23 protein-coding genes are annotated in these 23,436 nt (G+C 65.6%); 12 read left to right on the forward strand and 11 right to left on the reverse strand.

Annotated features, from left to right (window positions below; all coding sequences use genetic code 11):
• The first annotated feature begins 92 nt into the window (after positions 1-92).
• The 6 genes from KCN53_RS03620 to KCN53_RS03645 all read left to right on the forward strand — a co-directional run bounded on the left by KCN53_RS03620 (position 93) and on the right by KCN53_RS03645 (position 7,613).
• Positions 93-1,709 carry a peptide MFS transporter gene (locus KCN53_RS03620; protein ID WP_088711398.1) on the forward strand — a complete coding sequence of 539 codons (1,617 nt, stop codon included), beginning with the start codon at positions 93-95 and terminating at the stop codon, positions 1,707-1,709.
• Positions 1,702-3,120 carry an amidohydrolase gene (locus KCN53_RS03625; protein ID WP_088711397.1) on the forward strand — a complete coding sequence of 473 codons (1,419 nt, stop codon included), beginning with the start codon at positions 1,702-1,704 and terminating at the stop codon, positions 3,118-3,120. Before KCN53_RS03620 ends, KCN53_RS03625 begins: the two co-directional genes overlap by 8 nt.
• Positions 3,117-4,430 carry an amidohydrolase family protein gene (locus KCN53_RS03630; RefSeq protein ID WP_088711396.1) on the forward strand — a complete coding sequence of 438 codons (1,314 nt, stop codon included), beginning with the start codon at positions 3,117-3,119 and terminating at the stop codon, positions 4,428-4,430. Before KCN53_RS03625 ends, KCN53_RS03630 begins: the two co-directional genes overlap by 4 nt.
• A 76-nt stretch (positions 4,431-4,506) precedes the next feature.
• Positions 4,507-5,760, forward strand: coding sequence for a murein transglycosylase A (gene mltA / locus KCN53_RS03635; protein ID WP_088711395.1), 1,254 nt, complete (start codon positions 4,507-4,509; stop codon positions 5,758-5,760).
• A gap of 20 nt (positions 5,761-5,780) precedes the next feature.
• Positions 5,781-6,338, forward strand: a complete 558-nt coding sequence (locus KCN53_RS03640) for a Smr/MutS family protein (RefSeq protein ID WP_088711394.1) — start codon at positions 5,781-5,783, stop codon at positions 6,336-6,338.
• A gap of 57 nt (positions 6,339-6,395) precedes the next feature.
• Positions 6,396-7,613 (forward strand): NHL repeat-containing protein, encoded by a 1,218-nt coding sequence (locus KCN53_RS03645; RefSeq protein ID WP_088711393.1) that lies wholly within the window; start codon positions 6,396-6,398, stop codon positions 7,611-7,613.
• Between the two features lie 4 nt (positions 7,614-7,617).
• Here the strand turns inward: KCN53_RS03645 and KCN53_RS03650 are convergent, their stop codons facing one another.
• The 11 genes from KCN53_RS03650 to KCN53_RS03700 all read right to left on the reverse strand — a co-directional run bounded on the left by KCN53_RS03650 (position 7,618) and on the right by KCN53_RS03700 (position 16,781).
• A complete protein-coding gene (locus tag KCN53_RS03650; RefSeq protein ID WP_088711392.1) occupies positions 7,618-7,989 on the reverse strand; it encodes a HesB/IscA family protein in 372 nt (123 codons plus the stop codon).
• Between the two features lie 43 nt (positions 7,990-8,032).
• Positions 8,033-8,560 carry a DUF59 domain-containing protein gene (locus tag KCN53_RS03655; RefSeq protein ID WP_088711391.1) on the reverse strand — a complete coding sequence of 176 codons (528 nt, stop codon included), beginning with the start codon at positions 8,558-8,560 and terminating at the stop codon, positions 8,033-8,035.
• Entirely contained in the window at positions 8,557-9,786 is a 1,230-nt protein-coding gene (locus KCN53_RS03660) for an aminotransferase class V-fold PLP-dependent enzyme (protein ID WP_224199337.1), read from the reverse strand. The genes KCN53_RS03655 and KCN53_RS03660 overlap by 4 nt, the downstream gene beginning before the upstream one ends.
• 13 nt (positions 9,787-9,799) lie before the next feature.
• A complete protein-coding gene (locus KCN53_RS03665) occupies positions 9,800-10,555 on the reverse strand; it encodes a SufD family Fe-S cluster assembly protein (RefSeq protein WP_088711390.1) in 756 nt (251 codons plus the stop codon).
• Positions 10,552-11,115 carry a DUF7010 family protein gene (locus tag KCN53_RS03670; RefSeq protein WP_088711389.1) on the reverse strand — a complete coding sequence of 188 codons (564 nt, stop codon included), beginning with the start codon at positions 11,113-11,115 and terminating at the stop codon, positions 10,552-10,554. The genes KCN53_RS03665 and KCN53_RS03670 overlap by 4 nt, the downstream gene beginning before the upstream one ends.
• Positions 11,116-11,118: 3 nt before the next feature.
• Positions 11,119-11,868, reverse strand: coding sequence for a Fe-S cluster assembly ATPase SufC (gene sufC / locus KCN53_RS03675; RefSeq protein ID WP_088711388.1), 750 nt, complete (start codon positions 11,866-11,868; stop codon positions 11,119-11,121).
• A 60-nt stretch (positions 11,869-11,928) separates the two neighbouring features.
• A complete protein-coding gene (locus tag KCN53_RS03680) occupies positions 11,929-12,561 on the reverse strand; it encodes a hypothetical protein (RefSeq protein WP_088711387.1) in 633 nt (210 codons plus the stop codon).
• Positions 12,558-12,899, reverse strand: a complete 342-nt coding sequence (locus KCN53_RS03685) for an Imm53 family immunity protein (protein ID WP_088711386.1) — start codon at positions 12,897-12,899, stop codon at positions 12,558-12,560. Before KCN53_RS03685 ends, KCN53_RS03680 begins: the two co-directional genes overlap by 4 nt.
• Positions 12,892-14,358 carry a Fe-S cluster assembly protein SufB gene (gene sufB / locus KCN53_RS03690; protein ID WP_088711385.1) on the reverse strand — a complete coding sequence of 489 codons (1,467 nt, stop codon included), beginning with the start codon at positions 14,356-14,358 and terminating at the stop codon, positions 12,892-12,894. Before sufB ends, KCN53_RS03685 begins: the two co-directional genes overlap by 8 nt.
• A 1-nt stretch (position 14,359) precedes the next feature.
• Positions 14,360-14,845 carry an SUF system Fe-S cluster assembly regulator gene (locus KCN53_RS03695; RefSeq protein WP_088711384.1) on the reverse strand — a complete coding sequence of 162 codons (486 nt, stop codon included), beginning with the start codon at positions 14,843-14,845 and terminating at the stop codon, positions 14,360-14,362.
• 79 nt (positions 14,846-14,924) lie between these two features.
• On the reverse strand, positions 14,925-16,781 hold the full coding sequence (locus tag KCN53_RS03700) for a DUF885 domain-containing protein (protein ID WP_088711383.1): 1,857 nt from the start codon (positions 16,779-16,781) through the stop codon (positions 14,925-14,927).
• A 75-nt stretch (positions 16,782-16,856) separates the two neighbouring features.
• Here KCN53_RS03700 and KCN53_RS03705 point away from each other — a divergent pair, with 75 nt between their 5' ends.
• From KCN53_RS03705 to KCN53_RS03730, 6 genes are all read left to right on the forward strand, one after another.
• Positions 16,857-17,924, forward strand: a complete 1,068-nt coding sequence (locus tag KCN53_RS03705; protein ID WP_088711382.1) for a quinone-dependent dihydroorotate dehydrogenase — start codon at positions 16,857-16,859, stop codon at positions 17,922-17,924.
• A 67-nt stretch (positions 17,925-17,991) separates the two neighbouring features.
• A complete protein-coding gene (gene ggt, locus KCN53_RS03710; protein ID WP_088711381.1) occupies positions 17,992-19,770 on the forward strand; it encodes a gamma-glutamyltransferase in 1,779 nt (592 codons plus the stop codon).
• A gap of 52 nt (positions 19,771-19,822) precedes the next feature.
• Positions 19,823-21,625, forward strand: a complete 1,803-nt coding sequence (locus KCN53_RS03715) for an AMP-dependent synthetase/ligase (RefSeq protein WP_088711380.1) — start codon at positions 19,823-19,825, stop codon at positions 21,623-21,625.
• Complete coding sequence (locus tag KCN53_RS03720) at positions 21,609-21,881, forward strand: DUF3253 domain-containing protein (RefSeq protein ID WP_088713315.1); 273 nt, start codon at positions 21,609-21,611, stop codon at positions 21,879-21,881. Before KCN53_RS03715 ends, KCN53_RS03720 begins: the two co-directional genes overlap by 17 nt.
• 135 nt (positions 21,882-22,016) lie before the next feature.
• A complete protein-coding gene (locus KCN53_RS03725) occupies positions 22,017-22,454 on the forward strand; it encodes a hypothetical protein (RefSeq protein ID WP_172406159.1) in 438 nt (145 codons plus the stop codon).
• Positions 22,455-22,521: 67 nt separating this feature from the next.
• The gene (locus KCN53_RS03730) at positions 22,522-23,421 is read left to right on the forward strand and encodes a DMT family transporter (RefSeq protein WP_172406158.1); all 900 of its coding nucleotides are present in this window, start codon (positions 22,522-22,524) and stop codon (positions 23,419-23,421) included.
• Positions 23,422-23,436: the final 15 nt, after the last annotated feature.

Genomic DNA, 23,436 nt, shown 5'->3' on the forward strand with positions numbered 1-23,436 from the left:
GTCTAGGGTTCGGCCCATTAGGGGGTCGAGCCCGCGCCGAGGGAGGGCGCATCGACCCGTCAACCTTGTCGAGTTTCCGGGGAACGAACTCCATGGCAAATCCTCAAGCGGCAGCGCCCCAGGGCCTGCCCGACAGCGACAGCGCGGGGACCCTGTTCGGGCATCCGCGCGGTCTCTACGTGCTGTTTTTCGCCGAAATGTGGGAGCGCTTCTCCTACTATGGCATGCGCGCGCTGCTCATTTTCTACTTGGTGCAGCACTGGCTTTATTCGGACAGCGAAGCGTCGATCATCTACGGCGCTTATACTGCGCTCGTGTACATCACGCCGGTCGTCGGCGGCTTTCTGGCCGACCGCTATCTCGGGCAGCGAAAGGCCGTCCAATATGGGGCCGTTCTGCTCACCATCGGCCACGGCCTGATGGCGTTCGAAGGCGGGGGCGGACAGGACGACCCGATGATGTCGGTCTTCTGGCTGGCGCTTGCCTTCATCATCGTCGGCGTCGGCTTTCTGAAGGCGAACATCTCCGTAATCGTCGGCCAGCTCTACCCTCGCACCGACATCCGCCGCGACCCGGCCTACACCATCTTCTACATGGGCATTAACGTCGGCGCCGCGCTCGGTTCGCTGATCTGCGGCTATCTCGGTCAGACCTATGGCTGGGCCTATGGCTTCGGCGCCGCGGGCATCGGCATGCTGGCGGGCCTGATCGTCTTCGTGTGGAAGCGCCCGCTCCTTCTCGGACGCGGCGAAGCGAAGGACCCCGTCGCGCTGCAGCGCCCCGTTGCAGGCCTGAAGCTCGAATGGTGGATGTATGTCGCCGGCCTTGTCATGGTCGGCATCTGCTTCCTCGCCATCCAGTATCAGGACCTTGTCGGCTGGGTGCTCGGCCTGTTCGGCGGCGCGCTTGTCCTTTACGTGCTCGCCATCGCGGTCACGCGCCTGCCGGCCGATGAGCGCGACCGCATTTTCGCGGCGATGTTCCTGATCCTCGCCTCCATCGTCTTCTGGGCGCTGTTCGAGCAGGCGGGGTCTTCGCTCAACCTCTTCACCGACCGGCATGTCGACACGGCAGGGGTTCCGGCCGCGATGTTCCAGTCGCTGAACGCGATCTACATCGTCTGCCTGGCCCCGGTCTTCGCCGGTATCTGGACGCTTCTGGGGCGCCGCGGCCTCGAGCCCTCAGCCCCCCTGAAATTCGGCCTCGGCATCATTCAGGTCGGGCTTGGCTTCCTCGTTCTCGTCTGGGGGGCGCAGGCCGTCGGCGTGAATGCCGCGACGCCGGTCATCTTCATCTTCCTTATCTACCTGCTGCACACCATGGGCGAGCTTTGCCTGTCCCCTGTCGGCCTCAGCGCCATGAACCGCCTGTCGCCGGGCCATATGGCCTCGCTGATCATGGGCACCTGGTTCTTCGCTTCGGCCACCGGCAATTTCGCGGCCGGCCTGATCGCGTCGGCTACGGGCGGTGAGGGCCTCGAAGGCGAAACGGCCGGGAAGGAAGTCGTCCTCAGCGTCTATCAGACCGTCGGCCTTTATGCCGTCGGCATCGGGATCGCCGTCATGGTGGTATCGCCGCTGATCAAGAAACTCATGCATCTCGACACGCTTACTGACGATGTGGACCACAGCCTGGCGGGCGAACGCGAACTTGCGGAACCGGCGGGCGCGGGCGTGCATCCCGAGAAGGAGGAAAAGGGCATTGCGTAACCTCATCGCACTGGTCGGCGCGCTGGCCGTCGGCGCCTGCGCGACCGCGAATGCAAACCAGTCGGGAACGGCCACCGCCTCGTCGGAGCCGATCCCCGTCATCGACAAGAACCCGTACGCCTCGACCTACCGGCCCTATGGTTCGGTGCCGACCCTGCTGACCGGCGCCAACATCTACGACGGCGCGGGCGGCCGCATCATGGGCGGGCAGGTGCTGATGGTCGACGGCAAGGTCGCTGCCATCGGTCAGACGGTGGAGGCGCCTGCGGGAACCGAAACCATCGACGCCGCAGGCAAATGGGTCACGCCGGGCGTCATCGACGTTCACTCGCATCTGGGCGACTATCCGACGCCCAGCGTGATGGCACATTCCGATGGCAACGAGGTTTCCGGCCCCGTCACTGCCGAGGTCCACGCCGAACATGCGGTCTGGCCGCAGGATCCGGGCTTCAGCCGCGCGCTGGCGGCAGGTGTCACGACGCTTCACGTCCTGCCGGGCTCCGCCAACCTCTTCGGCGGGCGCGGCGTCACGCTCAGGAACGTTCCGGCGCGGACCGTCCAGGGCATGAAATTTCCCGATGCGCCGTACAGCCTGAAAATGGCCTGCGGCGAGAATCCGAAGCGTGTCTATGGCAGCCGCGGGCGCATGCCCGCCAGCCGCATGGGCAATTTCGCACTCTATCGCAAAACCTGGCAGGACGCGGTCGAATATGACCGCAAGTGGGACCGCTGGGAGGAAAAGGTCGAGAACGGAACGGCGAAGGCGAGCGACATGCCCGACCGCAACCTGCAGATGGAAACGCTGCGCGGTGTGCTTGACGGCGAAATCCTCGTGCAGAACCACTGCTACCGCGCCGACGAGATGGCGCTGATCCTCGATCTGGCCAAGGAGTTCGGCTACCATGTGTCGGCCTTCCACCACGCCGTCGAGGCCTACAAGATCGGCGACCTGCTTGCGGAGGCCGACACCTGCGCGGCGATGTGGGCCGACTGGTGGGGCTTCAAGATGGAAAGCTATGACGGCATCCAGGAGAACATCCCCTTCGTCGAAGCGGAGGGCGCCTGCGCCATCACCCATTCCGATGACGAGATCGGCATCCAGCGCCTGAACCAGGAAACTGCCAAGGCCTGGGCCGACGGCAACCGCGCCGGTCTGAACATTCCCGCCGAGACGGCCTGGACCTGGGTCGGCGTCAACGCTGCCAAGGCGATCGGCCTCGAGGATGAGATTGGCAGCCTCGAACCGGGCAAGCGCGCCGATGTGGTCCTGTGGAACGGCGATCCGCTGTCCAACTATTCGCGCCCTGAGAAGGTCTGGATCGACGGCGCCCTGATGTACGACGTGGAGACCGGCATGCGTCCGGTCAGCGATTTCGAACTCGGCCAGCCGGGTGAGGGAGACACGAAATGAGCCGCCGTTCGATGCTTGCCTCCGGCCTTGCTGCCGGCCTCTGCGCGTTCGCTTCCTCTCCTCTCGCTGCGCAGGACTTCGCCATCTCCAACGCGCACATCGCCGACGGCCTTGGCGGCGAGCCGGTGCACGGTACGATCACCGTGCGCGGAGGCCGTATCTCCTCCATTTCGGCGGGGCCCGCTCCGGCCGGGGCGATAGACGCGGACGGCGCCTGGGTGACACCGGGCCTCGTCGCGGCCTACAGCGTCCTTGGTCTTGCCGAGGTGAACGCCGTCAGCTCCGCCGACGACCGCGAGGCGGACGACAGTCCCTATAATGCTGCCCTCGATGCGGCCGACGCGGTCAATCCCTCGTCCGTAGCGCTCGGTGTCACGCGCGCCGACGGGATTACCCGCGTGGCGACGGTCCCTGCGCCGGGGAACGACATTTTCGGCGGCAAGGCCGCGGTCATTACAATGGCCGAGGGTGTTGCTGATCCGGTGGTCGTAAGCGATGCCTTCCAGGTCATGGCTTTGGGTGAAGGCGGCGCACAGCTTGCCGGCGGGGCACGCACGGCGGCCTATGCCCGGCTGCGCGATGCGTTTCTGGAGGCGCGCGCCTTCGCCCGCAACCGGGCGGGCTACGACTTCGGCCGTACCGAGGACGCGCTGCTGACCCGCGCCGATGCCGAGGCGCTCGTCGAGGTGATCGAGGGGCGCACACCCGTGCTCGTCTCCGTCCACCGCGCCAGCGACATTCGCCGCGTGCTCGCGCTGAAGGAGGAATATCCTCGCCTCGACATGATGCTGTTCGGAGTGTCGGAGGGCTGGCTCGTCGCGGACGAGATCGCTGCGGCGGGCGTTCCCGTCATGGCCGTCCCCATGATGAACCTTCCGGTCAGCTTCGAGGCGCTGGCGTCCACCCAGTCGAACATCGGCCGCATGATCGACGCCGGGGTCGAGGTTGCGGTTGTCGATATCGGCACCTCCACTATCACGCCGCGGCTGGCGCAGCAGGCCGCGCAGCTGGTGGCGCAGGCCCGCATCCCCGGCGCGACCGGCGTCACCCATGCAGAGGCGCTGAAGGCGATCACCAGCGTTCCCGCCGACATGATCGGACTCGAGGATGCGGGGCGTCTCGCGCCGGGCGCCCTTGCGGACATCGTCATCTGGGACGGCGACCCGCTGGAGGCCACGTCGGCGCCGGTGCGGCTGTTCATCGGCGGGGTGGAGCAGCCGCTCGATACCCGTCAGCGCCGGCTTCGCGACCGCTACAATCCGTCGGCTCAGGAGAGCGCGCTGCCACCGCAATATACGCGGCCGCGCTGATCCCTGGCTGACAACAAGGGCGCCGCCTCCAATCGGGGGAACGGAGGCGGCGTCCACCTTTTCGAAAGACGTCTAGATGCTCACCCCGTCCCGGCTCCTGCCCGTTCTTCTCTTCCTGTCGTCCTGCATGGTACCCGAGCGCCCGCCGCTTCCCGGCTCGCCCGCCGAAACCGCGCAGCCGGAGGCTCCCGCCGAGCCCGGCCCCGCCGAGGAGCCCGCCGGCCCGGAAACCGCGCTAGAGGCCGGTGTCGAGCTTGTCCGCTTCGCCGACCTTTCCGGCTGGCAGGAGGCTGACGTCGAGGCTGCGCTCGCGGCCTTCCGCAAATCCTGCTTCCCCGTACAGCGCCGCAACGACGCGAGCGGCCTGGCTCGTCCTGCCGACTGGGGCGTTGCCTGCCGTGCCGCCGAATCCGTGGCGGCCACGCCGGCGGCTGCCCGCGCCTTCTTCGAACGCGAGTTTCTACCGGTACGCGTGGCGGGCGCCGAGGCGTTCGTCACCGGATATTACGAGCCGGAGATCGCTGGCTGCCGCACGCCGCAGCCAGACTGCAACGTTCCCATCTATGCCAAACCTTCGGATCTCGTGCGCGTCGAGCAGCCCGATCCGGAAAATCCGGGCGAAACCATCACCCCGCTCGGGCGCGTCGACGTAAACGGCGACTACCAGCTCTATCACGACCGTGCGGCAATCGCGGCAGGCGCACTCGCAGGCCGCAACCTCGAGATCGCCTACGCAAAGGACTATGTCGAACTCTTCTTCCTGCAGATCCAGGGGTCGGGTCGCCTGCGCATGGACGACGGCTCGGTCATGCGCATCGGCTATGACGGCCAGAATGGCCGCGAATATGTCGGCATAGGACGCCGGCTTCGCGAGATGGATGCGCTCGCGCCGGGCGAAGCATCGATGCAGGGAATCATGCGCTGGCTGCGCGCCAACCCCGTGGATGGTCGTGCGCTGATGTTCGAGAATAAGAGCTACATCTTCTTTCGCGAGCTGACGGGCGACGGGCCCATCGGCGCCATGAACGTGGCCGTCACGCCTGAGGTGACGCTGGCTGCCGATCCGCGCTTCGTCCCTCTCGGGGCGCCGGTCTTTCTCAAGACCACCTATCTCGATGCCATGCGTAGCTATCGGCCCTTCACGAAACTGATGGCGGCGCAGGATACCGGCGGCGCGATCAAGGGCCCGAACCGCTTCGACCTGTTCTGGGGGGCGGGCGAGCGTGCGCGCACGATCGCCGGCGGCATGTCGGAAAAGGGCACGGCCTATATCCTCCTGCCGCGCGCCGCGGCATTGCGTCATTCCGGCGACATGCTGATCGGCGACTGACTTTGGGCTAAGGGCGGCTGATGGCCCGCCCGCCCAAACTTCCGTCCAAGCCTGATGCGAGGTCGCGCCGCGACCGGCGCTTGTCCGACCGCGACGCGGAACTGTGGCAGCGGGTGGCCGCCACAGTTCGCCCGCTGGACGGGCCGAAGCCGGCTGCGGGCGCCAATCCGCTTCCACGTGTAACTGTGCGGCCTAAAGCGCCCGATCAGCCGCAGGCCGGTTCGACCGTGCGCTCGCCGGTTGGTGCGCCCCTCGACGGCGGCTGGGACCGGCGGTTCAGGAAGGGCCGCGTCGATCCCGATCGGACCGTGGATCTGCACGGGGACACGCAGGCGCGTGCCCATGCCAAGCTGGTGGGCGCGGTGCAGTCCGCCTACACGGCGGGTGCCCGCGTTCTCCTCGTCATTACGGGCAAACCGCGAGGTCCGGACGAGGCGCCGCGCGGCATCCTGTCGAAGATGTTTCCCCTTTGGTGCGAGGGCGACGACCTTCGTCCCTACATCGCCGCCATACGCCCGGCGCATCAGCGCGATGGCGGGCGCGGCGCGCATTATGTGGTGCTGCGCCGCAGACGCTAGCGGCGGCTCTGGCTGGCGGCTAGGACTGGTGTGGGTTCACGAGGTGGGAGGTTCCTTATGTCGCGGTCGTTCGTCTTGTCTTCACTCGCCGCTCTGGGTCTGTGCGCAGCTGCGCCTGCCGCTGCCGATATGCATGGCGCGCCTGCCCCCGGGCTGGTCGATATCGAAAGCGGCCATCTGAACGAGGCGGTGCCCATTCCGACCTTCAAGGCCGATGCGTCCTGGCCCGACATGCCGGGCGATCTCATCTTCGGCCAGGTGCCCGGCCTCGCGGTCGATGCTGAGGACGATGTCTGGATTCTTCACCGCCCCAACTCGCTCGGCGGCACGGACACGGGCCTTGCCGAGACGCCGCCCATTGCCGCCTGCTGCAAGCCGGCGCCTCACGTGCTGCAATTTTCCCCCTCAGGCGAGCTAATCTCATCTTGGGGCGGGCCGGAGCTCGCACCCGATATGGAGGGAATTAACCAGTGGCCGGCGAACGTCCACGGTCTCTATGTCGACGATGCGGGTACGATATGGCTCGGTGGCAACGGCGACGGCGATCATGTTGTGCTCAACTACACCGCCGACGGCGAATATATCGGCCAGATCGGCCGCCGCGAGCGGACCGAGGGCAATTTCAGCGAGGAGTTCCTCGGCAATCCCGCCGACATCAGCCGTGAGGGCGGCAGCGTTCTGGTTGCGGACGGCTATATCAACAAGCGCATCGCCGCCTTCGACGCCGGAACGGGCGGTTTTGCCCGCCTGTGGGGTGCCTATGCGGAGGCGCCGGGGTCGGAAGTCCGGGAACAGGACTTCGATCAGAGCCAGGCCACCAGTACCGGCGACGGCGGTGCCGACCCGGACTCCGCCAGTTTCGGCGATATCGTCCACTGTGTCGTGCGCGGGCCGGACAGCACCATCTATGTCTGCGACCGGCGCAACAACCGCCTGCAGCTGTTTCACGAGGCGGAAGACGGTACGGTCAGTTTCGTGCGCGACATCGTCATCGCTCCCGAGACGGGCGGCACCCGTACCGCCTCCGACGTCGCCTTTTCGCCTGACGGCACCTATGTCTATGTCGCGGATATGATGAATGGCCGCGTCTGGATCCTGACGCGGTCGGATCATGAGATTGTCGGCTGGTTCGGCCGCAACGGCCGCTATCCGGGCCAGTTCACCTGGCTACATAGTGTCGACACCGACTCTGCGGGCAACGTCTACACGACGGAGGTCAGCACCGGCCGCCGCGTGCAGAAGTTCGTCTTCACCGGCATGACCGGCGGCGAGTGACGTCCTAGACGGTAAAGCTTTCGCCGCAGCCGCACACGCCAGTGGCGTTGGGATTGTCGAAGACGAAGCCGGCGGTGAAGTCGTCTTCCTTCCAGTCCATACGGCTGCCGATCAGGTAAAGCAGCGAGGGGCCGTCCACGAACAGCGGCCCCGCAGGGGTCTCGATAAGCTCGTCGGTCGGCTCGGGCGCATCGACATAGTCGATGGAATAGGCAAGGCCCGAGCAGCCCCGTCGGGGCGTCGACAGGCGCACCCCTGCGGTGCCCTCCGGCGCGTCCTCCATCAGCTCCTCGATGCGCGCGACCGCGCCGTCGGTCAGCGTGATCGGCGCCGGACGCGGCGGGCGCGGCTTTGTCGTTGTGGTTGCAGTGCTCATCGCTTCTTCCTCGCTGTGCCGGGGTGGAACGGATCGCCCAACTTTACAGCATCCCCAGTTCCAGCTTCGCTTCGTCGCTCATCTTGTTCGGGTCCCACGGCGGGTCCCAAACCAGGTTCACTTCCGCAGAGGCGATCCCGGGCACGGAGCTGGTACGGATTTCGACCTCGGCCGGCATGGACTCGGCGACCGGGCAGTGGGGCGTCGTCAGCGTCATCGTGACGATGGCGTGATCGTCGACGATATCGACACCGTAGATCAGGCCCAAGTCATAGATGTTCACCGGGATTTCCGGGTCGTAGATCTCGCGCAGCGTTTCGACGACTGCTTCATATTGCTCGCCGCCGGGCATGCCCTTCACGGGCGTGTTCGGCTGTGCGTTCAGGAAGCCGTCCAGATAGTCCTTGTCCCGCTTCGGCGCATTGCCCGGGTCGTCCGCCGACTCGTCGCCAGCCTCCGGCCCCGAAAAGAACTCGTTCGGCTTCCGGTCGGTGGACGTCAGGTCCTCGTCGGTCGGCGCACCCAGGTCGGCGGCGCTCGGCGCTACGGGGCGGGGACGGCTGTCACTCATGATCCGAATATCCTCTGGACCCGCGAAAGGCCCTTCACCAGTTTTTCAACGTCTTCGGCGGTGCTGTAGATGCCGAAGCTGGCGCGCGCGGTCGCGGGCACGCCCAGCGTCTCCATCAACGGCTGGCAGCAATGATGCCCCGCGCGGATGGCGACCTGTTCCTCGTCCAAGATGGTGCCGATGTCGTGCGGATGAACCCCCTTCATCGCGAAAGAGAGGATTCCCGTCCCGTCATCCGGCCCGAACAGGGTAAGCGAATTGATGCCGTGCAACGCGTCTCGCGCGGCACGCGCCAGACCGCGCTCGTGCCGGTCGATCGCCTCGATCCCGATCGCGTCGACATAGTCGATGGCGGCATGCAGGCCGACGGCCCCGACGATGTGCGGCGTGCCGGCTTCGAAGCGCTGCGGCGGCGGCGCGTAGCTGGTGCTCTCCCAGCTTACCGTTTCGATCATCGATCCGCCGCCCTGATAGGGGGCCATGTCGTCAAGCAGCGGCGCCTTGGCATAGAGAACGCCGATGCCGGTGGGGCCGTACAGCTTGTGCCCCGACCAGACGTAGAAGTCGGCGCCCGATGCGCTCACATCGACCGGGATGCGCGGCGCGGCCTGGCACCCGTCGATCAGCAGCTTCGCACCTACCCCGTGCGCGGCCTTTGCCATCCGCGCGACGTCGAGGATGCCGCCGAGCACGTTCGAGACATGCGCAAGCGCAACCAGCTTCACGCGCTCGTCCAGCATCTCTTCCAGCCGGTCCTCGTCGATACGCTGATCGCTCGTCAGCGGCGCGACGAGGATTTCCGCTCCGACGCGCTCGGCCAGCATCTGCCAGGGCACGATGTTAGAGTGATGTTCGAGTGCCGACAGGACGATCCTGTCGCCCGCGCCGATATTGGCGGCGCCCCAGCTGGCGGCGACCAGGTTGATGCCCTCCGTCGCACCCCGCACGAACACGATTTCGTTCGCCGAGTCCGCGCCCATGAAGCGCGCGGTGCGTGCTCGCGCCGCCTCATAGCGTTCGGTCATGGTGGCGGAGCGCGCGTAGACCCCGCGGTGGACCGTGGCATATTCCTCACCATACGCCTTCGCGATGGCGTCAATGACCGGGGCGGGCTTCTGCGCGGTCGCGGCACTGTCCAGATAGGACCAGCCGCCGGCAAGACCAGGGAAGTCCGCGCGGTGATCACGGGTGGGGCGATCGCGGGTCAGGAGCGTCTCGGCATTCACTTCTGCGCGCGCCTCATCGCAGCGCTTCCAGCACGCCGAGCGCGTCGGCTTCCAGCGCCTCGCGCGCCTTGTCGTCGCCCAGTTCGGCGAATCCTTCGGCGACGAAAGTCTGCAGCATCAGCCGCTCGGCAATCTCCGGCGGAATGCCGCGGGAGGCCATGTAGAACAGCGCCCGCTTGTCCAGCTCGCCGACCGTGGCGCCATGCGCGCACTTCACGTCGTCGGCGTAGATTTCCAGTTCGGGCTTCAGATTGGCGGTCGCGGTGCGGTCGAGCAGCATCGCCTTCGACGATTGCGACCCGTCGGTCTTCTGCGCCCCGCGCGCGACGTATACCTTGCCCAGGAAGCTGCCGGTGGCCTTGTCGGCCAGCACCGCGCGCACCGTTTGGTTCGAAGTGGCGTTCGGTTGTTCATGGTTCACGCGCACGATGAACTCGTTGGTCGCGCGCGCCTTGCCGATGATCGCGCCGCCGAACTCGAAATGCGCGCCGTCGCCCAGCGTCGCCTCGATTTCAAGACGGCCATAGCGGGACCGGGCGGCGAGCGCGAACAGCTCGTAGCGACCGCCGTCGCCGACCGTCACCTTAAGCCGGGTCACATCCGATACCAGATCGGGGTCGGGCAGCAGGCGCACCAGCTCGCGCTTGGTCTCGCCGGCGGCTACGTCGACGGTTTCCCACCGGTCTGCGCTGTCGGGCCAATGCTCCTTCAGCGCATCGAAATCGGCATAGCGCCAGGCTTCGTCCTTTTTGGTCGGCCGTTCGCTCATTGTGCGCTCTCCGGCTTTTTCATGGCGAGAATCGCGTAGACGTAGGTCAGTGCTGGGGCAGCCGCGACAGCGGCCCCGCGTTCAGGCTCGGGAACAAGCAGGTAGGCGGCATAGCAGAGCAGCGCGCGCATGATGAAATGGATGAAGCCGGCGGGGTCGTCCGCACCCCAGCCGTGCGGGACCCAGATCATGCCGGCGAAAACCGCCATGCCCAGAATGACGAGATCGACCTCCCCGGCTTCCATCGCGGCAATGATGATGAAGGGCGACAGGAGCGTGATGACCCAGATGAAGCGCATGAACAGCTTTGCGACCGGATTGTCGTTCCCCTGCTTCCAGCGTCCGATCGTGCCGCGAATTCGATCGATCAGCAGGGCAATCGGAACCGGGGCCGCTGCGGCCGTGAACGGAATCCACACAGGCAGGTCATCGCCCATATGCCAGGCGATCGCGGCCAGTGACCCCCAGGCGATCAGCCCGCCTATGGGCATCGCGGTCGTTGAATTCGCCAGATAGTCGCGCCGCGCGTCGGCAAGGGACATGGCCCTGAAGTCGCTCATTTCCTAAGCCGCCTCAGCCGAAATCGCGTCATAGCCCTCGCGTTCCAGCTCGGCGGCAAGCTCCGGACCGCCGCTTGTGGCGATTCGGCCCGTCTTCAGCACGTGAATCCGGTCGGGCTCCACATAGTCCAGCAGGCGCTGGTAGTGGGTGATGATCAGGATTGAGCGGTCGGTTGAGCGCAGCCGGTTGATGCCGTTCGCCACCACGCGCAGCGCGTCGATGTCGAGACCGGAGTCGGTCTCGTCGAGGACCGCGACCTTGGGCTCGATCATCGCCATCTGGATCATCTCGTTGCGCTTCTTCTCGCCGCCCGAAAAGCCGACATTCACGCCGCGCTTCATATGATCCATGGTCAGGTCGAAGGCTTCGGCTTCCTTGCGCATGGCGCGCAGGAAGTCGCCGGCGGAAATTTCCTCTTCGCCGCGCGCACGGCGCTGGGCGTTCACGGCAGTGCGCAGGAAATTGACGTTGGACACACCTGGAATCTCGACCGGATATTGTAGCCCCAGATACAGGCCCGCGGCTGCGCGCTCATGCGGCTCCATGTCGAGCAGGTCCTGGCCGTCGAGCGCGGCGCTGCCGCCCGTCACCTCATAGCCGTCGCGGCCTGCCAGCGTGTAGGCGAGCGTCGACTTGCCCGACCCGTTGGGGCCCATGATGGCATGCACTTCGCCCTTCGGCAGGGTCAGCGACAGGCCGTTGAGGATGGTCTTGCCCTCAACGCCCGCGGTCAGGTCTTTGATATCAAGCATTCTTCTTCTTTTTCATCTGCGTGGGTTTACGGCGCGCGCCTGTCGCGAGCGCCTGCCGGCTCAGTTCCTGAACGCTCCGCGATCAAAACTGGTGTATGTATGGCCGCGGCGCGAGGCGCTGTTGCTGGTCATCCACGGACCGAGATAATGGCTCTTCGTTATCGCGTAGGGGCGGACGGACCGCGCGCGCGTAAACTCGACCGCCTGAAAGCGGCGCTCGGTCAGCTTGGGGACGTTCTCGCCGTCCTCGCGCAGGCTGCGGAGGGCGAAAGGTTCGCAGGCATCGTCGACAAGGCGCAGATCCACCTGAAAATCCTCCACTAGGCCATCGATCGTGCCATCCGCCGCGCATTCCAACCAAGTCAGAACTCGCGGATCGACCGCGCGGCCCTCACTGCGAAATGTCTCGGCCTGCTCGTTCATCAGCGAGACGACGCGCGACCAGTCGCGCAGAGTGGCCTTCGCTTCGGAAGGCCCGACATATCTACGGATCAATGGTTCGGCGGCGGCGCGGAGAGCTTTGTCTTGCCCCTTGCATGCCTGGGCCGGCGGATCGCTTTGCTCAGCATAGGCACAGACGGCATACTTCATCAGAAACGGAGTTGCGATGCCGCTGATACGGACGTCCGCCTGCACAGCGCTCGGGACGAAAGCCGCCATCGCAGCTCCCAGCAGGAAAGTCGTGGCCTTCATGTCACCCTATCTCCCTCTATGTCCGCGATCCGCTCGAGATTGGCTTCGGCCCAGTCGCGGAAATGCTGGACCAGTTCGGTCAGGTCTTCGGGCCCGCAGGCGCCCTGGATCATGGTGTCCTGGCGGCGGAGATCGATCCAGCCGTCCGGGTCGTTGATGCTATTCTTCGTCACCGTCTTGAACTTGGTATTCGCCAGCGGCGTGCCGAAGGTGTCGAACTCGAACACCCAGCCGGGATTGTTCAGGCTCTCGATGCGGCAGCCATTGGTATGCTCCCATTCGCCGTCGCAGAAGGAACGGTAGAAGCTCTGCAGCCAGGCCCAGGTGGAATCAGCCAACGGCCCCCTCCAGACTGATCCCCAGCAATTTCTGCGCTTCCACCGCGAATTCCATCGGCAGCTGCTGCAGCACTTCCTTGGCGAAGCCGTTGACGATCAGCGCCACCGCCTCTTCCTCGTCGAGACCGCGGCTCATCGCATAGAACAGCTGGTCGTCGGAGATTTTCGAGGTCGTCGCCTCATGCTCGATCTGCGCCGAGGGGTTCTTTACCTCGATATAAGGGACGGTATGCGCGCCGCAGCGGTCGCCGAGCAGCAGGCTGTCGCACTGGGTGAAGTTGCGCACACCCTCCGCCGTCGCCGCCACTTTCACCAGCCCGCGATAGGTATTGTCGGAGCGACCGGCGCTGATTCCCTTCGAAATGATGGTCGAGCGCGTGTTCTTGCCCAGATGGATCATCTTGGTGCCTGTATCGGCCTGCTGCGCATTGTTCGTGAGGGCGACGGAATAGAATTCGCCGACGCTGTCCTCCCCCGCGAGCACGCAGGAAGGATATTTCCATGTGATCGCGGACCCGGTCTCGACCTGCGTCCACGAAATCTTCGAGCGTGCGCCGCGGCAATGGCCGCGCTTGGTGACGAAATTGTAGATCCCGCCCTTGCCGTCCTCATCGCCGGGATACCAGTTCTGGACGGTCGAATATTTGATCTCGGCATCGTCGAGCGCCACCAGTTCGACGACGGCGGCGTGAAGCTGGTTCTCGTCACGCTGCGGGGCGGTGCAGCCTTCGAGGTAGCTGACATAGCTGCCCTTGTCGGCAACGATCAGCGTGCGCTCGAACTGGCCGGTATTTTCCGCGTTGATGCGGAAATAGGTCGACAGCTCCATCGGGCAGCGCACGCCCTCGGGGATGTAGACGAAGGTGCCGTCGGAAAAGACCGCCCCGTTCAGGGTGGCGAAATAGTTGTCGCGTTGCGGCACAACCGACCCAAGGAATTTCCTTACAAGCTCGGGATGTTCCCGGATTGCCTCGGAAATCGACATGAAGATCACGCCCGCCTTCTGCAGTTCGTCGCGGAAGGTGGTGGCGACGGAAACGGAGTCGAACACGGCGTCGACGGCGACTTTCCGCGATCCCTTCACATTGGCGAGGACCTTCTGCTCCTCGAGCGGGATACCCAGCTTCTCATAGGTGTCGCGAATGGCCGGATCGAGATCGTCCAGGCTGTCCAGCTGCGGCTTCTTCTTCGGCTCGGCGTAGTAGTAGGCATCCTGATAATCGATCATCGGGATGTCGAGCATCGCCCAGTCGGGTTCCTTCATCTCCTGCCAAAGGCGAAAGGCCTTCAGACGCCAGTCCAGCATCCATTGCGGCTCTTCCTTCTTCATGGAGATGAAGCGGACCGTGTCTTCGGTCAGTCCCTTCGGAGCGAAATCCTGCTCCAGGTCGGTCGAGAAGCCCCATTTATACTTCGAGGCTTCTTCGGCGGCGGCGAGGGCTTCGGCATTCTGTGCCATATCAGGCAAGTACCTTTCCGGGTTCGGCCGCGCTGTCATCGGCCTTCATATCGTTCGCGGCGCCCTCTGCAGCGCCCTGCTCGCGTGCGAGGTCGGCCAAGGTGGCGCTGGAAAGCGCGCTGCGCACGCTGTCGTTGATGATCGCCCAGTGCGGCTTTGCCTGGCAGGTGGCGGAAAGCTGGCAGGCCTCCTCTTCGGCATCGTTGGCGTGAGTGCAGGCGACGAGGCCGATGGGCCCGTCGACGGCCTCGATGATGTCGGCAAGGCTGATGTCGTCCGGTTCCAGCGCCAGCATGACGCCCCCGGACGGCCCACGCGAGGAGGCGAGCAGCCCGGCGCGGGTGAGTATCCCCGTCAGCTTGGCCATGGTGGGGGCGGGGACCTGGGTCGCATCGGCCAGGTCCGCGGCGCTGACGCGTCCGTCCGCACGGGCCAGCTGCGTACAGGCGAGAACCGCATAGTCGGCGAGGTTGGAGAGTCTAAGCATATCGTACCATTCGGGTCCGATATAGGAAGGTTGCCCCGACTCTCCAACCCGTGCGGCAGTTTAACCGGCCCGTTTTTTCTCAGCTTTTGGCAGCTTCCTCTTCGATCCAGCGGTCGACATTGCGTTCCAGCATATCGAGCGGCACGGGTCCCGAGGACAGCACGGCGTCGTGGAAGCCGCGCCAGTCGAAATCGTCCCCCAGACGGTCCATTGCCTTCTGCCGAACCTCCATGATTTTCAGCTTGCCGATCATGTAGGCCGTCGCCTGGCCCGGATAGACGATGTAGCGCTCGATGGCCTTGCGGATGTCGCCTTCGGGATTGGGCGTGTTGTCCTTGAGGTACTGGATTGCCTCCTCGCGGCTCCATCCCTTGTGATGGATGCCCGTGTCGACCACCAGTCGGCAGGCACGCCAAAGCTCCATGCCCAGGCGGCCGAAGTCGCGATAGGGGTCGGTGTAGAAGCCCATGTCCTTGCCCAGTTCCTCCGAATAGAGGCCCCAGCCCTCGGTATAGGCCGTGAACCCGCCGAAGCGGCGGAAGGGGGGCAGCCCCTCCTGCTCGACCTGCAGCGCACGCTGGAGGTGATGACCGGGGACCGCCTCATGATAGGCCAGCGCTTCCAGCTCGGTCTTCGACATGTCGCGCAGATTGTAGAGGTTCACATAATAGGTGCCGGGGCGCGATCCGTCCGGCGCGGGAGAATTGTAGAAGGCCTTGCCCGCAGACTTCTCGCGGAACGCCTCGACCGGTTTCACGACGACCGGATTTTCCGGCAGCGTCGCGAAATAGGCGGGCAGCTTCTCCTGCATGGCCTCGATGGTGCGCCGCGCCTCGGCCAGATAGGCCTCGCGCGTGTCGTAGAACATCGCCGGGTCGTTCCTCAGCGATTCGAAAAACGCGTTCCGGCTTCCCTCGAAGCCGACCTGGTCCATGATCTCTTCCATCTCGCCATGGATGCGCGCGACCTGCTCCAGCCCCAGCTGGTGCACCTCTTCGGCGGTCATGTCGGTCGTCGTGTAATAGCCCAGCCGCTCCTTGTAGTAGGCCGCGCCGTCGGCGAACCGGTGGATGCCGTCTTCGGTCGGTGCGGTCGCTGCCTGCTGCTCGATCGCGCTGCGCAGCCGACGATAGGCGGGTCCGACATGGTCTAGAAGCGCCGCGCGGCCCGCCGCGACGATGTCGGCCTGTTCGGTCGCCGGAATGTCCAGCGCCGCCACTTTGCCCTCCAGGTCTTCCATCAGCGCCGTCGGCTCGCCGTCGGTGAAGGGCGCCCCGCTCAGAAGATTGTCGATATCGCTAAGGACATAGGGATAGACCCAATCGGGCGGCTGAACGCCGGCCCGGGCGCGGATTTGCGCTTCCTCGACCAGCGTATCGATGACCGTTTCCATGCCTTCGAGGCGAGAGACATAGGCGCGCGCCTCCTCGGCATTCCGCACTTTGTGAATGTTGATCAGGAAGGCGGGCAGGTCCGAATGCGCGCCGTTCATCTGGTCGAAGACATATTGGTTGCGGCGGAAGGGGAAGGCCGCCGCGCGGCGTGCCATCATCGCCTCGAACAGTTCGTAGGAGCGGCGGGACTGCGCCGACAGTTCCGCAGCGGCAAAGCGGGTGCGCATGTCGTCCAGCCAGCGCATGTCGGCCTGGAAATGTTCGACGTCCGCGGCGTCGGACATGTCGCCCCAGCGGCCGTAATCCTCGTCGACGATACCGCGATAGGCCTTCGTCGTCGGCGAGCGCGCAAGAACGGCGTCGTTATACGCCTCGAAAAACTGCGCCAGCGCCGCATCGGCTGTCTCTGCCGACGCGGATTCTACCGCGGCCGGGTCTGTCGCCGCGACTGCAGACCCCGTCCCTGCTGGCTCGGCCGGCATAGTTCCGGCGCAGGCGGACAGCGCGCCGAGTGCGGCGACGGACGCGAAGGTACGAAACATGTGATTCTCTTTCATCATTGGCCCCGAAAGCGAGTAGCGTAGATACGCGCACCGCTTTTGACTAGGCGAACGCCGATGAAGGTCTTTTATCCAGCTCTGCGTCCCCTCCTGTTCAGGATCGATCCCGAACGGGCCGTGCGGCTGGCCATCTCCGGGCTTAAGCTCGCGCCGCTGTCCCCGCGCGGCGCCAACGACCCGATCCTTGCGTCGACGGTCGCCGGGATCGGTTTCCCGAATCCGATCGGTCTTGCGGCGGGCTTCGACAAGAATGCGGAGGTCCCGATGCAGGCGGCCGGGCTGGGCTTCGGCTTTGTGGAGGTCGGCTCGCTGACGCCGCGCCCGCAGGTCGGCAATCCGCTGCCCCGGGTCTTCCGGCTGAAGGACGACGAGGCCATCATCAACCGCATGGGGTTCCCGAATGAGGGGATCGAGAAGGGCGTCAAACGCCTGCGCCGGATGCGCTTTTCGCACGGCTCGGCCCGCACCGGCGTCAATGTCGGCGCGAACAAGGATTCGGAGGACCGCATCGCCGACTACGAGGCGTGCATAACGCTCGCCGCTCCGGTCGCGGACTATCTGACCGTCAACATTTCCTCGCCAAATACGCCGGGCCTGCGCGAACTCCAGTCGAAGGACGCTCTGCACGAACTGCTCTCGCGTTGCCTGATTGCGCGTGAGCACAGGGAAGTGCCGCTGTTCGTGAAGGTGGCCCCCGACCTGACCGACCGCGATATCGCGGACATCGCGGAAGTTGTTCAGGAGACCGGCGTCGACGGCATCATCTGCACCAATACGACCGTGTCTCGCGCGCCCGACCTGCGCTCCTCCGCCAGCAGCGAAACCGGCGGCCTCAGCGGTCCGCCGCTGCGCGAAATGGCGCTCGCGGTGCTGAAGGCCTTTCGGCAGGCGACCGGGGGCCGGATCCCCCTTGTCGGGGTAGGCGGCATTGCCTCCGCCGACGACGCCTATGAGCGCATCCGCGCCGGAGCTTCGCTCGTTCAGCTCTACACGGCTCTGGTCTATGAGGGCCCCAGCCTGCCGAAGGACATGGCGGAGGGACTGGCCGATCATCTCCGCGCCGATGGCTTCTCCAGCGTGGCGGACGCGGTGGGCGCCGATGCGCCAAAAGTGGCCGCACCCTAACAAGCCTCATTCCGCCCGAAGATCGAAGGGCTTGGCGAAGGAAGCGTTGGCCGCTTAGGCTCCGCGCATGAAAACGCCCCTCCTTACCGGCCTGTGTGCCGCAATCCTGGCCGTTTCGGCCTGCGCACCGTCTGCACCGTCCGCGCCGTCGGCACCTGCCGCCACCGAGGCTCCTGCGCTCGGTTCTGCCGCGACCGTCGAATCCGGCCAGGCCGACGGCCTGGAAACTTATTCCGCGCTGGTTTCGGCCGCGCATCCGCTGGCAGCCGAAGCGGGCAAGGAGATGCTCCGTCAGGGGGGCAGCGCCGCCGATGCCGCGCTCGCGACGCTCGTCGCCCTCACCGTGGTGGAGCCGCAAAGTTCCGGCATCGGCGGCGGCGGGTTCCTCATCTATCATGACGCGGAAAGCGGCCGCACCTTCGCGCTCGACGGCCGCGAGACGGCTCCCGAGGCCGCGCGGCCCGACATGTTCGTCGATGAAAATGGCGAGGCGCTGCCCTACCGCGCCAGCCAGGTGGGCGGAAAATCGGTCGGCGTTCCCGGCAATGTCAGGCTGATGCAGAAGCTGCATCGCCGCTTCGGCAAGCTGCCTTGGGCGCGGCTGTTCGATCCGGCGATCCGGCTGGCGGAGGAGGGCTGGGAGGTCACCCCCCGTCTGCACGAGATGCTCACGCGCTCGCAGGAGCGTGCATCGCTTACGCCGTGGGCCCGGGCTACCTTCTTCACGGCGGCGAACGAGCCGAAACCGGTAGGTACGCGCCTCACCAATCCGGCGCTCGCCAATTTCCTGCGCCATCTCCAGGCGGAGGGACCCAACGCCTTCTATTCGGGCCGCCCGGCGAGCCTGCTCGTCCAGGCCGTGGTGACCGCTCCCGTCAACGCGCAGCGCATGACGACCGCCGACCTGTCCAATTATGAAGCGAAGTGGCGCGAGCCGGTCTGCGGCGACTATCGCGGCTACCGTGTATGCGGAATGCCGCCGCCCTCCTCGGGCGGCACGACGGTGCTTGCCATCCTGAAGCAGCTCGAGCGTTTCGACCTCGCCGCCATGGGACCGGACAGTCCGAAAAGCTGGCATCTCATCGCGGAATCGATGCGCCTCGCCTTCGCCGACCGGGAGAAATATGTCGGCGATCCCGATTTCGTCTCCGTACCGACTGCCGGCCTTGTGGCCGACGGCTATACGACCAGCCGGGGCCAACTGATCGATCCGGCCCGGGCCGCCGAGTCTGTCGAGGCGGGCACGCCGCCGGGCGCGGGCGACATGGCCTTTCACGTCCAGCCGCCCGATGGCGGGACATCGCATTTCGTGGCCGCGGACCGCGACGGCGATGTCGCCTCGCTGACCTCCACCATCGAAAGCGTCTGGGGGTCGGGCCTCACCGTCAACGGCTATTTCCTCAACAATGAGCTGACCGACTTCAGCTTCCTGCCGACCAAAGACGGCCGCCCGGTCGCCAATGCCGTTGCAGCGGGCAAGCGGCCGCGCAGTTCGATGGCGCCGACCATCGTTTACGCACCGTCCGGCGAGGTGGCCTTTGCCATCGGCGCCGCCGGCGGTCCGACCATCATCGCGCAAACGGCGAAGGCGATTATCGGTGTCGTCGACTGGGACATGTCGATCGACGAGGCGATCGATGCACCGCAGCTCTATGCCGCCCTTGGTCCCGTGGTGCTGGAGGAGGGCAGCGAGGTTGCCGCCTATGCCGATACCTTGTCGGAGATGGGTCATCAGGTCGCCACCAGCTCGCTCCCGCTCAAGGCCAATGGGCTCGCAAGGCGGGGCCGCGGCTGGGTCGGCGGTGCCGACGGGCGCGGGGAGGGCGCCGTCCGCGGGCTCAGATAGCTGCTTTTGCGCGCCGCGCGTTGGAGCTTTATAGCGGCGCGAAAAAGGGGAGATGCGGTCCGTGATCGACAAGGATAGCTGGCCGAACCTGGTCACGATGTTTTTCGACCAGGCGGAGAAGAAGGGCGATGCGCCCTTTCTCGGAACCAAGGTCGGCGACGAATGGCAGACGATCAGCTGGCGCGAAGCCGCCCGGCAGGTGGCGCAGGTTGCCGAGGGCCTGCTCGAACTCGGCGTCCGTCCGGGCAACCGCGTGATGCTTATTTCGGAAAACCGGCCCGAATGGTGCCTGGCCGATCTCGGCATCATGGCGGCGGGTGCCATTACCGTGCCGGCCTATACGACCAATACGGAGCGCGACCACCTCCATATCCTTGAAGATTCGCATGCCCGTGCCGCCATCGTCTCGACGACGAAGCTGGCCAAGGCCTTTCTGCCAGCCGCCTATCAAAGCGACACCTGCGAGCTTCTCATCGGTATCGAGCCGCTGTCGATCGGCCAGTCCTCCGGGCCGCAGGTCCGGTCGTGGGAGGATTGCTTCTCCAGCCAGCCCGGCGACGTGGCGAAGGCGGCGCGACTCGCGGAAAATGTGAAACGAGATGAACTTGCCTGCCTTATCTACACCAGCGGCACCGGCGGCGCCCCTCGCGGCGTGCGCCAGCATCACGGTGCCATCCTGTGTTCGACCGCGGGCGCATACGACATTCTGGAAAGTGATTTCGGTGTAACGGACGAGCGCTTCCTCTCCTTCCTGCCGCTCAGCCACGCCTATGAGCATACCGGCGGCCAGTTCCTGCCCATCATGTGCGGCGCGGAAATCTACTACAGCCAGGGCCTCGACCGTTTGGCTGCGAATATCGAGGAAACGGGTCCGACGATCATGGTCGTCGTGCCGCGTCTGTTCGAGGTGCTGCGCCAGCGCATCATCAAGAGCATCGAGAAGCAGGGCGGTGCGGCCAAGTGGATGCTCGACCAGGCGCTCCGGCTTGGCGAAATCCGCGAGAAGAAGGGCCGCCTTCCCCTGCATGAACGTCCGCTCGACATGCTTCTGGAACGGACGATCAGGAAACGCGTGCGGGGACGCATGGGCGGCCGCCTGAAGGCGATGGTCTCGGGCGGCGCGCCGCTCAACCCCGAAGTGGGCCTGTTCTTCGAGGCATTGGGGGTGACCCTGCTCCAGGGCTATGGTCAGACCGAGGCCGCACCCGTCATTTCCTGCAACCGGCCCCGGGCGGGAATAAAAATGCACACGGTGGGACCGCCGCTGAAGGGCGTCGATGTGCGCATTGCGGAAGACGGCGAGATCCTCGTCTCCGGCGAGCTCGTCATGCACGGCTATTGGAACAACCCTGAGGAAAGCGCGCGCACTCTGTCGGACGGCTGGCTGCATACCGGCGACATCGGCCATTTCGATCAGGACGGGCACATAGTCATCACCGACCGGAAGAAGGACCTGATCGTCAACGACAAGGGCGATAATATCGCGCCCCAGCGCGTGGAGGGCATGCTTACCCTGCAGCCCGAAATCCTGCAGGCGATGGTGTCGGGCGACAAGCGGCCCTATCTCGTTGGGCTGGTCGTTCCCGACCCCGAATGGATGGCCGAATGGGCCGGGAAGACCGGCAAGCCGGCAGACCTTCTGACATTGAAGGACGACCCAGAATTCGTGCGCGCCGTCACTCAGGCCGTCGACCGCGTGAACAAGACGCTGGCCACGGTAGAGAAGGTGCGCCGCATCATTATCGCCGATGCCCAGTTCACCGTCGAAAACGAGCAGATGACGCCCTCGATGAAGATTCGGCGCCACATCATCCGCGGCGTTTATGGCGAACGGCTGGATGCCCTCTACCGCTGAGATCGAGGACAGGCTGCTCGGTCTTGCCCGCGATCGCGGGCAAGACAAGAGCTTCTGCCCCTCGGAGGCTGCGCGCGCGCTCGTCTCTGCGGCGCCCCCCGGCGGAAACGGAGACTGGCGCGTGCTGATGCCGGACATACGCACCGAAGCCTCGCGTCTCGTGGCGGCGGGGGAGCTACGCTGTACGCGTGCGGGCGCCGAGGTCGATCCGCTGTCGCCGGGCGGCCCGATCCGGCTGTCGCTGCCACTTGGTTGACCGGACGCGGACTGCTTTTCGCCGCCGCCAAAATGTCGCAGCCGCCGTTGACCCGGGTCAAACTTCCCGGGGGGTCCTCCGCTACCTTCACTGTCGACGCCGCGGACGATCGCGGCCCGGACAAGGAGAGCGGATATGAGCCAGGATGTGCTCCACGATTTCGACAGCCTCAGCCGTCAGGCGCAGCCTGTGGCGGTAGAGCAGCAGGCGGTGAACCCGGTTGCCCGCATCGGTCACAACCGGCCCGTGGGCGGCGTCCCGCGCGGTGTGCTCATGACCTTCACGGGCTGCTTCGCGATCCTTCTTGGCGCTTTGGCGGCCCCGGCGTTCGGCACCGCGCCCTTCCCGCTGATCTTTGCCATCTTCGCCATTTGCTTCGCCGGCTATTTCCTGCCCATCTGGCGAACGCATGTGATGCGCGAGGCAACGGCCCGGCGGCCGCATGCCGATGTCGACACCGGCAGCGGCCGGCTCAGCGCGAAGGAAGCCGCCTGGCAGATTCTGCCGCTGCCGGCACTCCTCGCCGCCTTCGGCATCTTCGCCATCGTGGCAAAGGCCGCGATTTTCGCCTGAACCCTTCCAAAGGGGGCGCTTATGCGGGAAGGGGGGCGCAGATGCGCCTCCCTTCCTGTTTCCGTTCGTGACTGGGCCCGCTGCGGGCAACTCCACCCTCGCGGGGGCGGGCTGGACCATCGTGTCCTCGCTACTGTTCAGCGTCGCGTTTACCTTCGTCAAACTGGCGGGACAGGACATCCACCCCTTCGCCGTCGTCTTCTGGCGCTGCTTCCTAGGTGCGCTCATTCTGATGCCGTTCGTCGCTGCCGGGCGCGTGCAGATGCCGCTCAGCCGTCTGCCCGGCCATGTGGTGCGCGCCAGTTCGGGCACCATCGCGATGTTCGCGACCTTCTACGCGCTTGCGAACGCCCCCATCGCCACTGTGCAGGCGATCACCTTCGCGGCGCCCGTCTTCGCCACGGTCGCGGCGGCGCTGTTTCTGGGTGAGCGGCTGCGCTGGCGGCGCTGCGCCGCACTCGGCGTCGGCTTCGCCGGGGTGCTGATCGTGCTCCAGCCGGGCGCCGTGCCGCTGACGCCGGGAATCAGTGCGGCCATCGTCGCAGCCGTCGGGGTGGCGTTCACCGTTATCGCCATCAAGAAGCTGGTCGGCTTCGACCGCCCGGTGACCGTCGTCGCCTGGAGCTTCGTTTTGCCGATCGTGCCCGCGCTTCTCGCCGCCAGTTTCTTCTGGACCTGGCCGCGGCCCGAGACGTGGATCTATCTCGGCATCATCGCGCTCTTCACGCTGACCGGCCAGATCGCCATGGTGAAGGCGTTCTCGCTGGCGGAAGCCTCGGCGATCATGCCCTACGACTTCGTCCGCTTCGGCTTCATCGTCGCCGCCGGCGTCCTCGTGTTCGACGAGCCGCTCCGCGCGCCCGTGCTGGTGGGGGGAGGGATCATCCTCACCTCTTCAATTTATCTGGCCTACCGCGAAGCGCAGTTGTCGCGGCGCGGCGCCGCCTCTACCCCGCGCGTCACGTAAGGCTTTCCAACCGAC

Origin of the sequence: Pacificimonas aurantium, assembly GCF_020092905.1 — a bacterium.
Classification (GTDB): domain Bacteria; phylum Pseudomonadota; class Alphaproteobacteria; order Sphingomonadales; family Sphingomonadaceae; genus Pacificimonas; species Pacificimonas aurantium.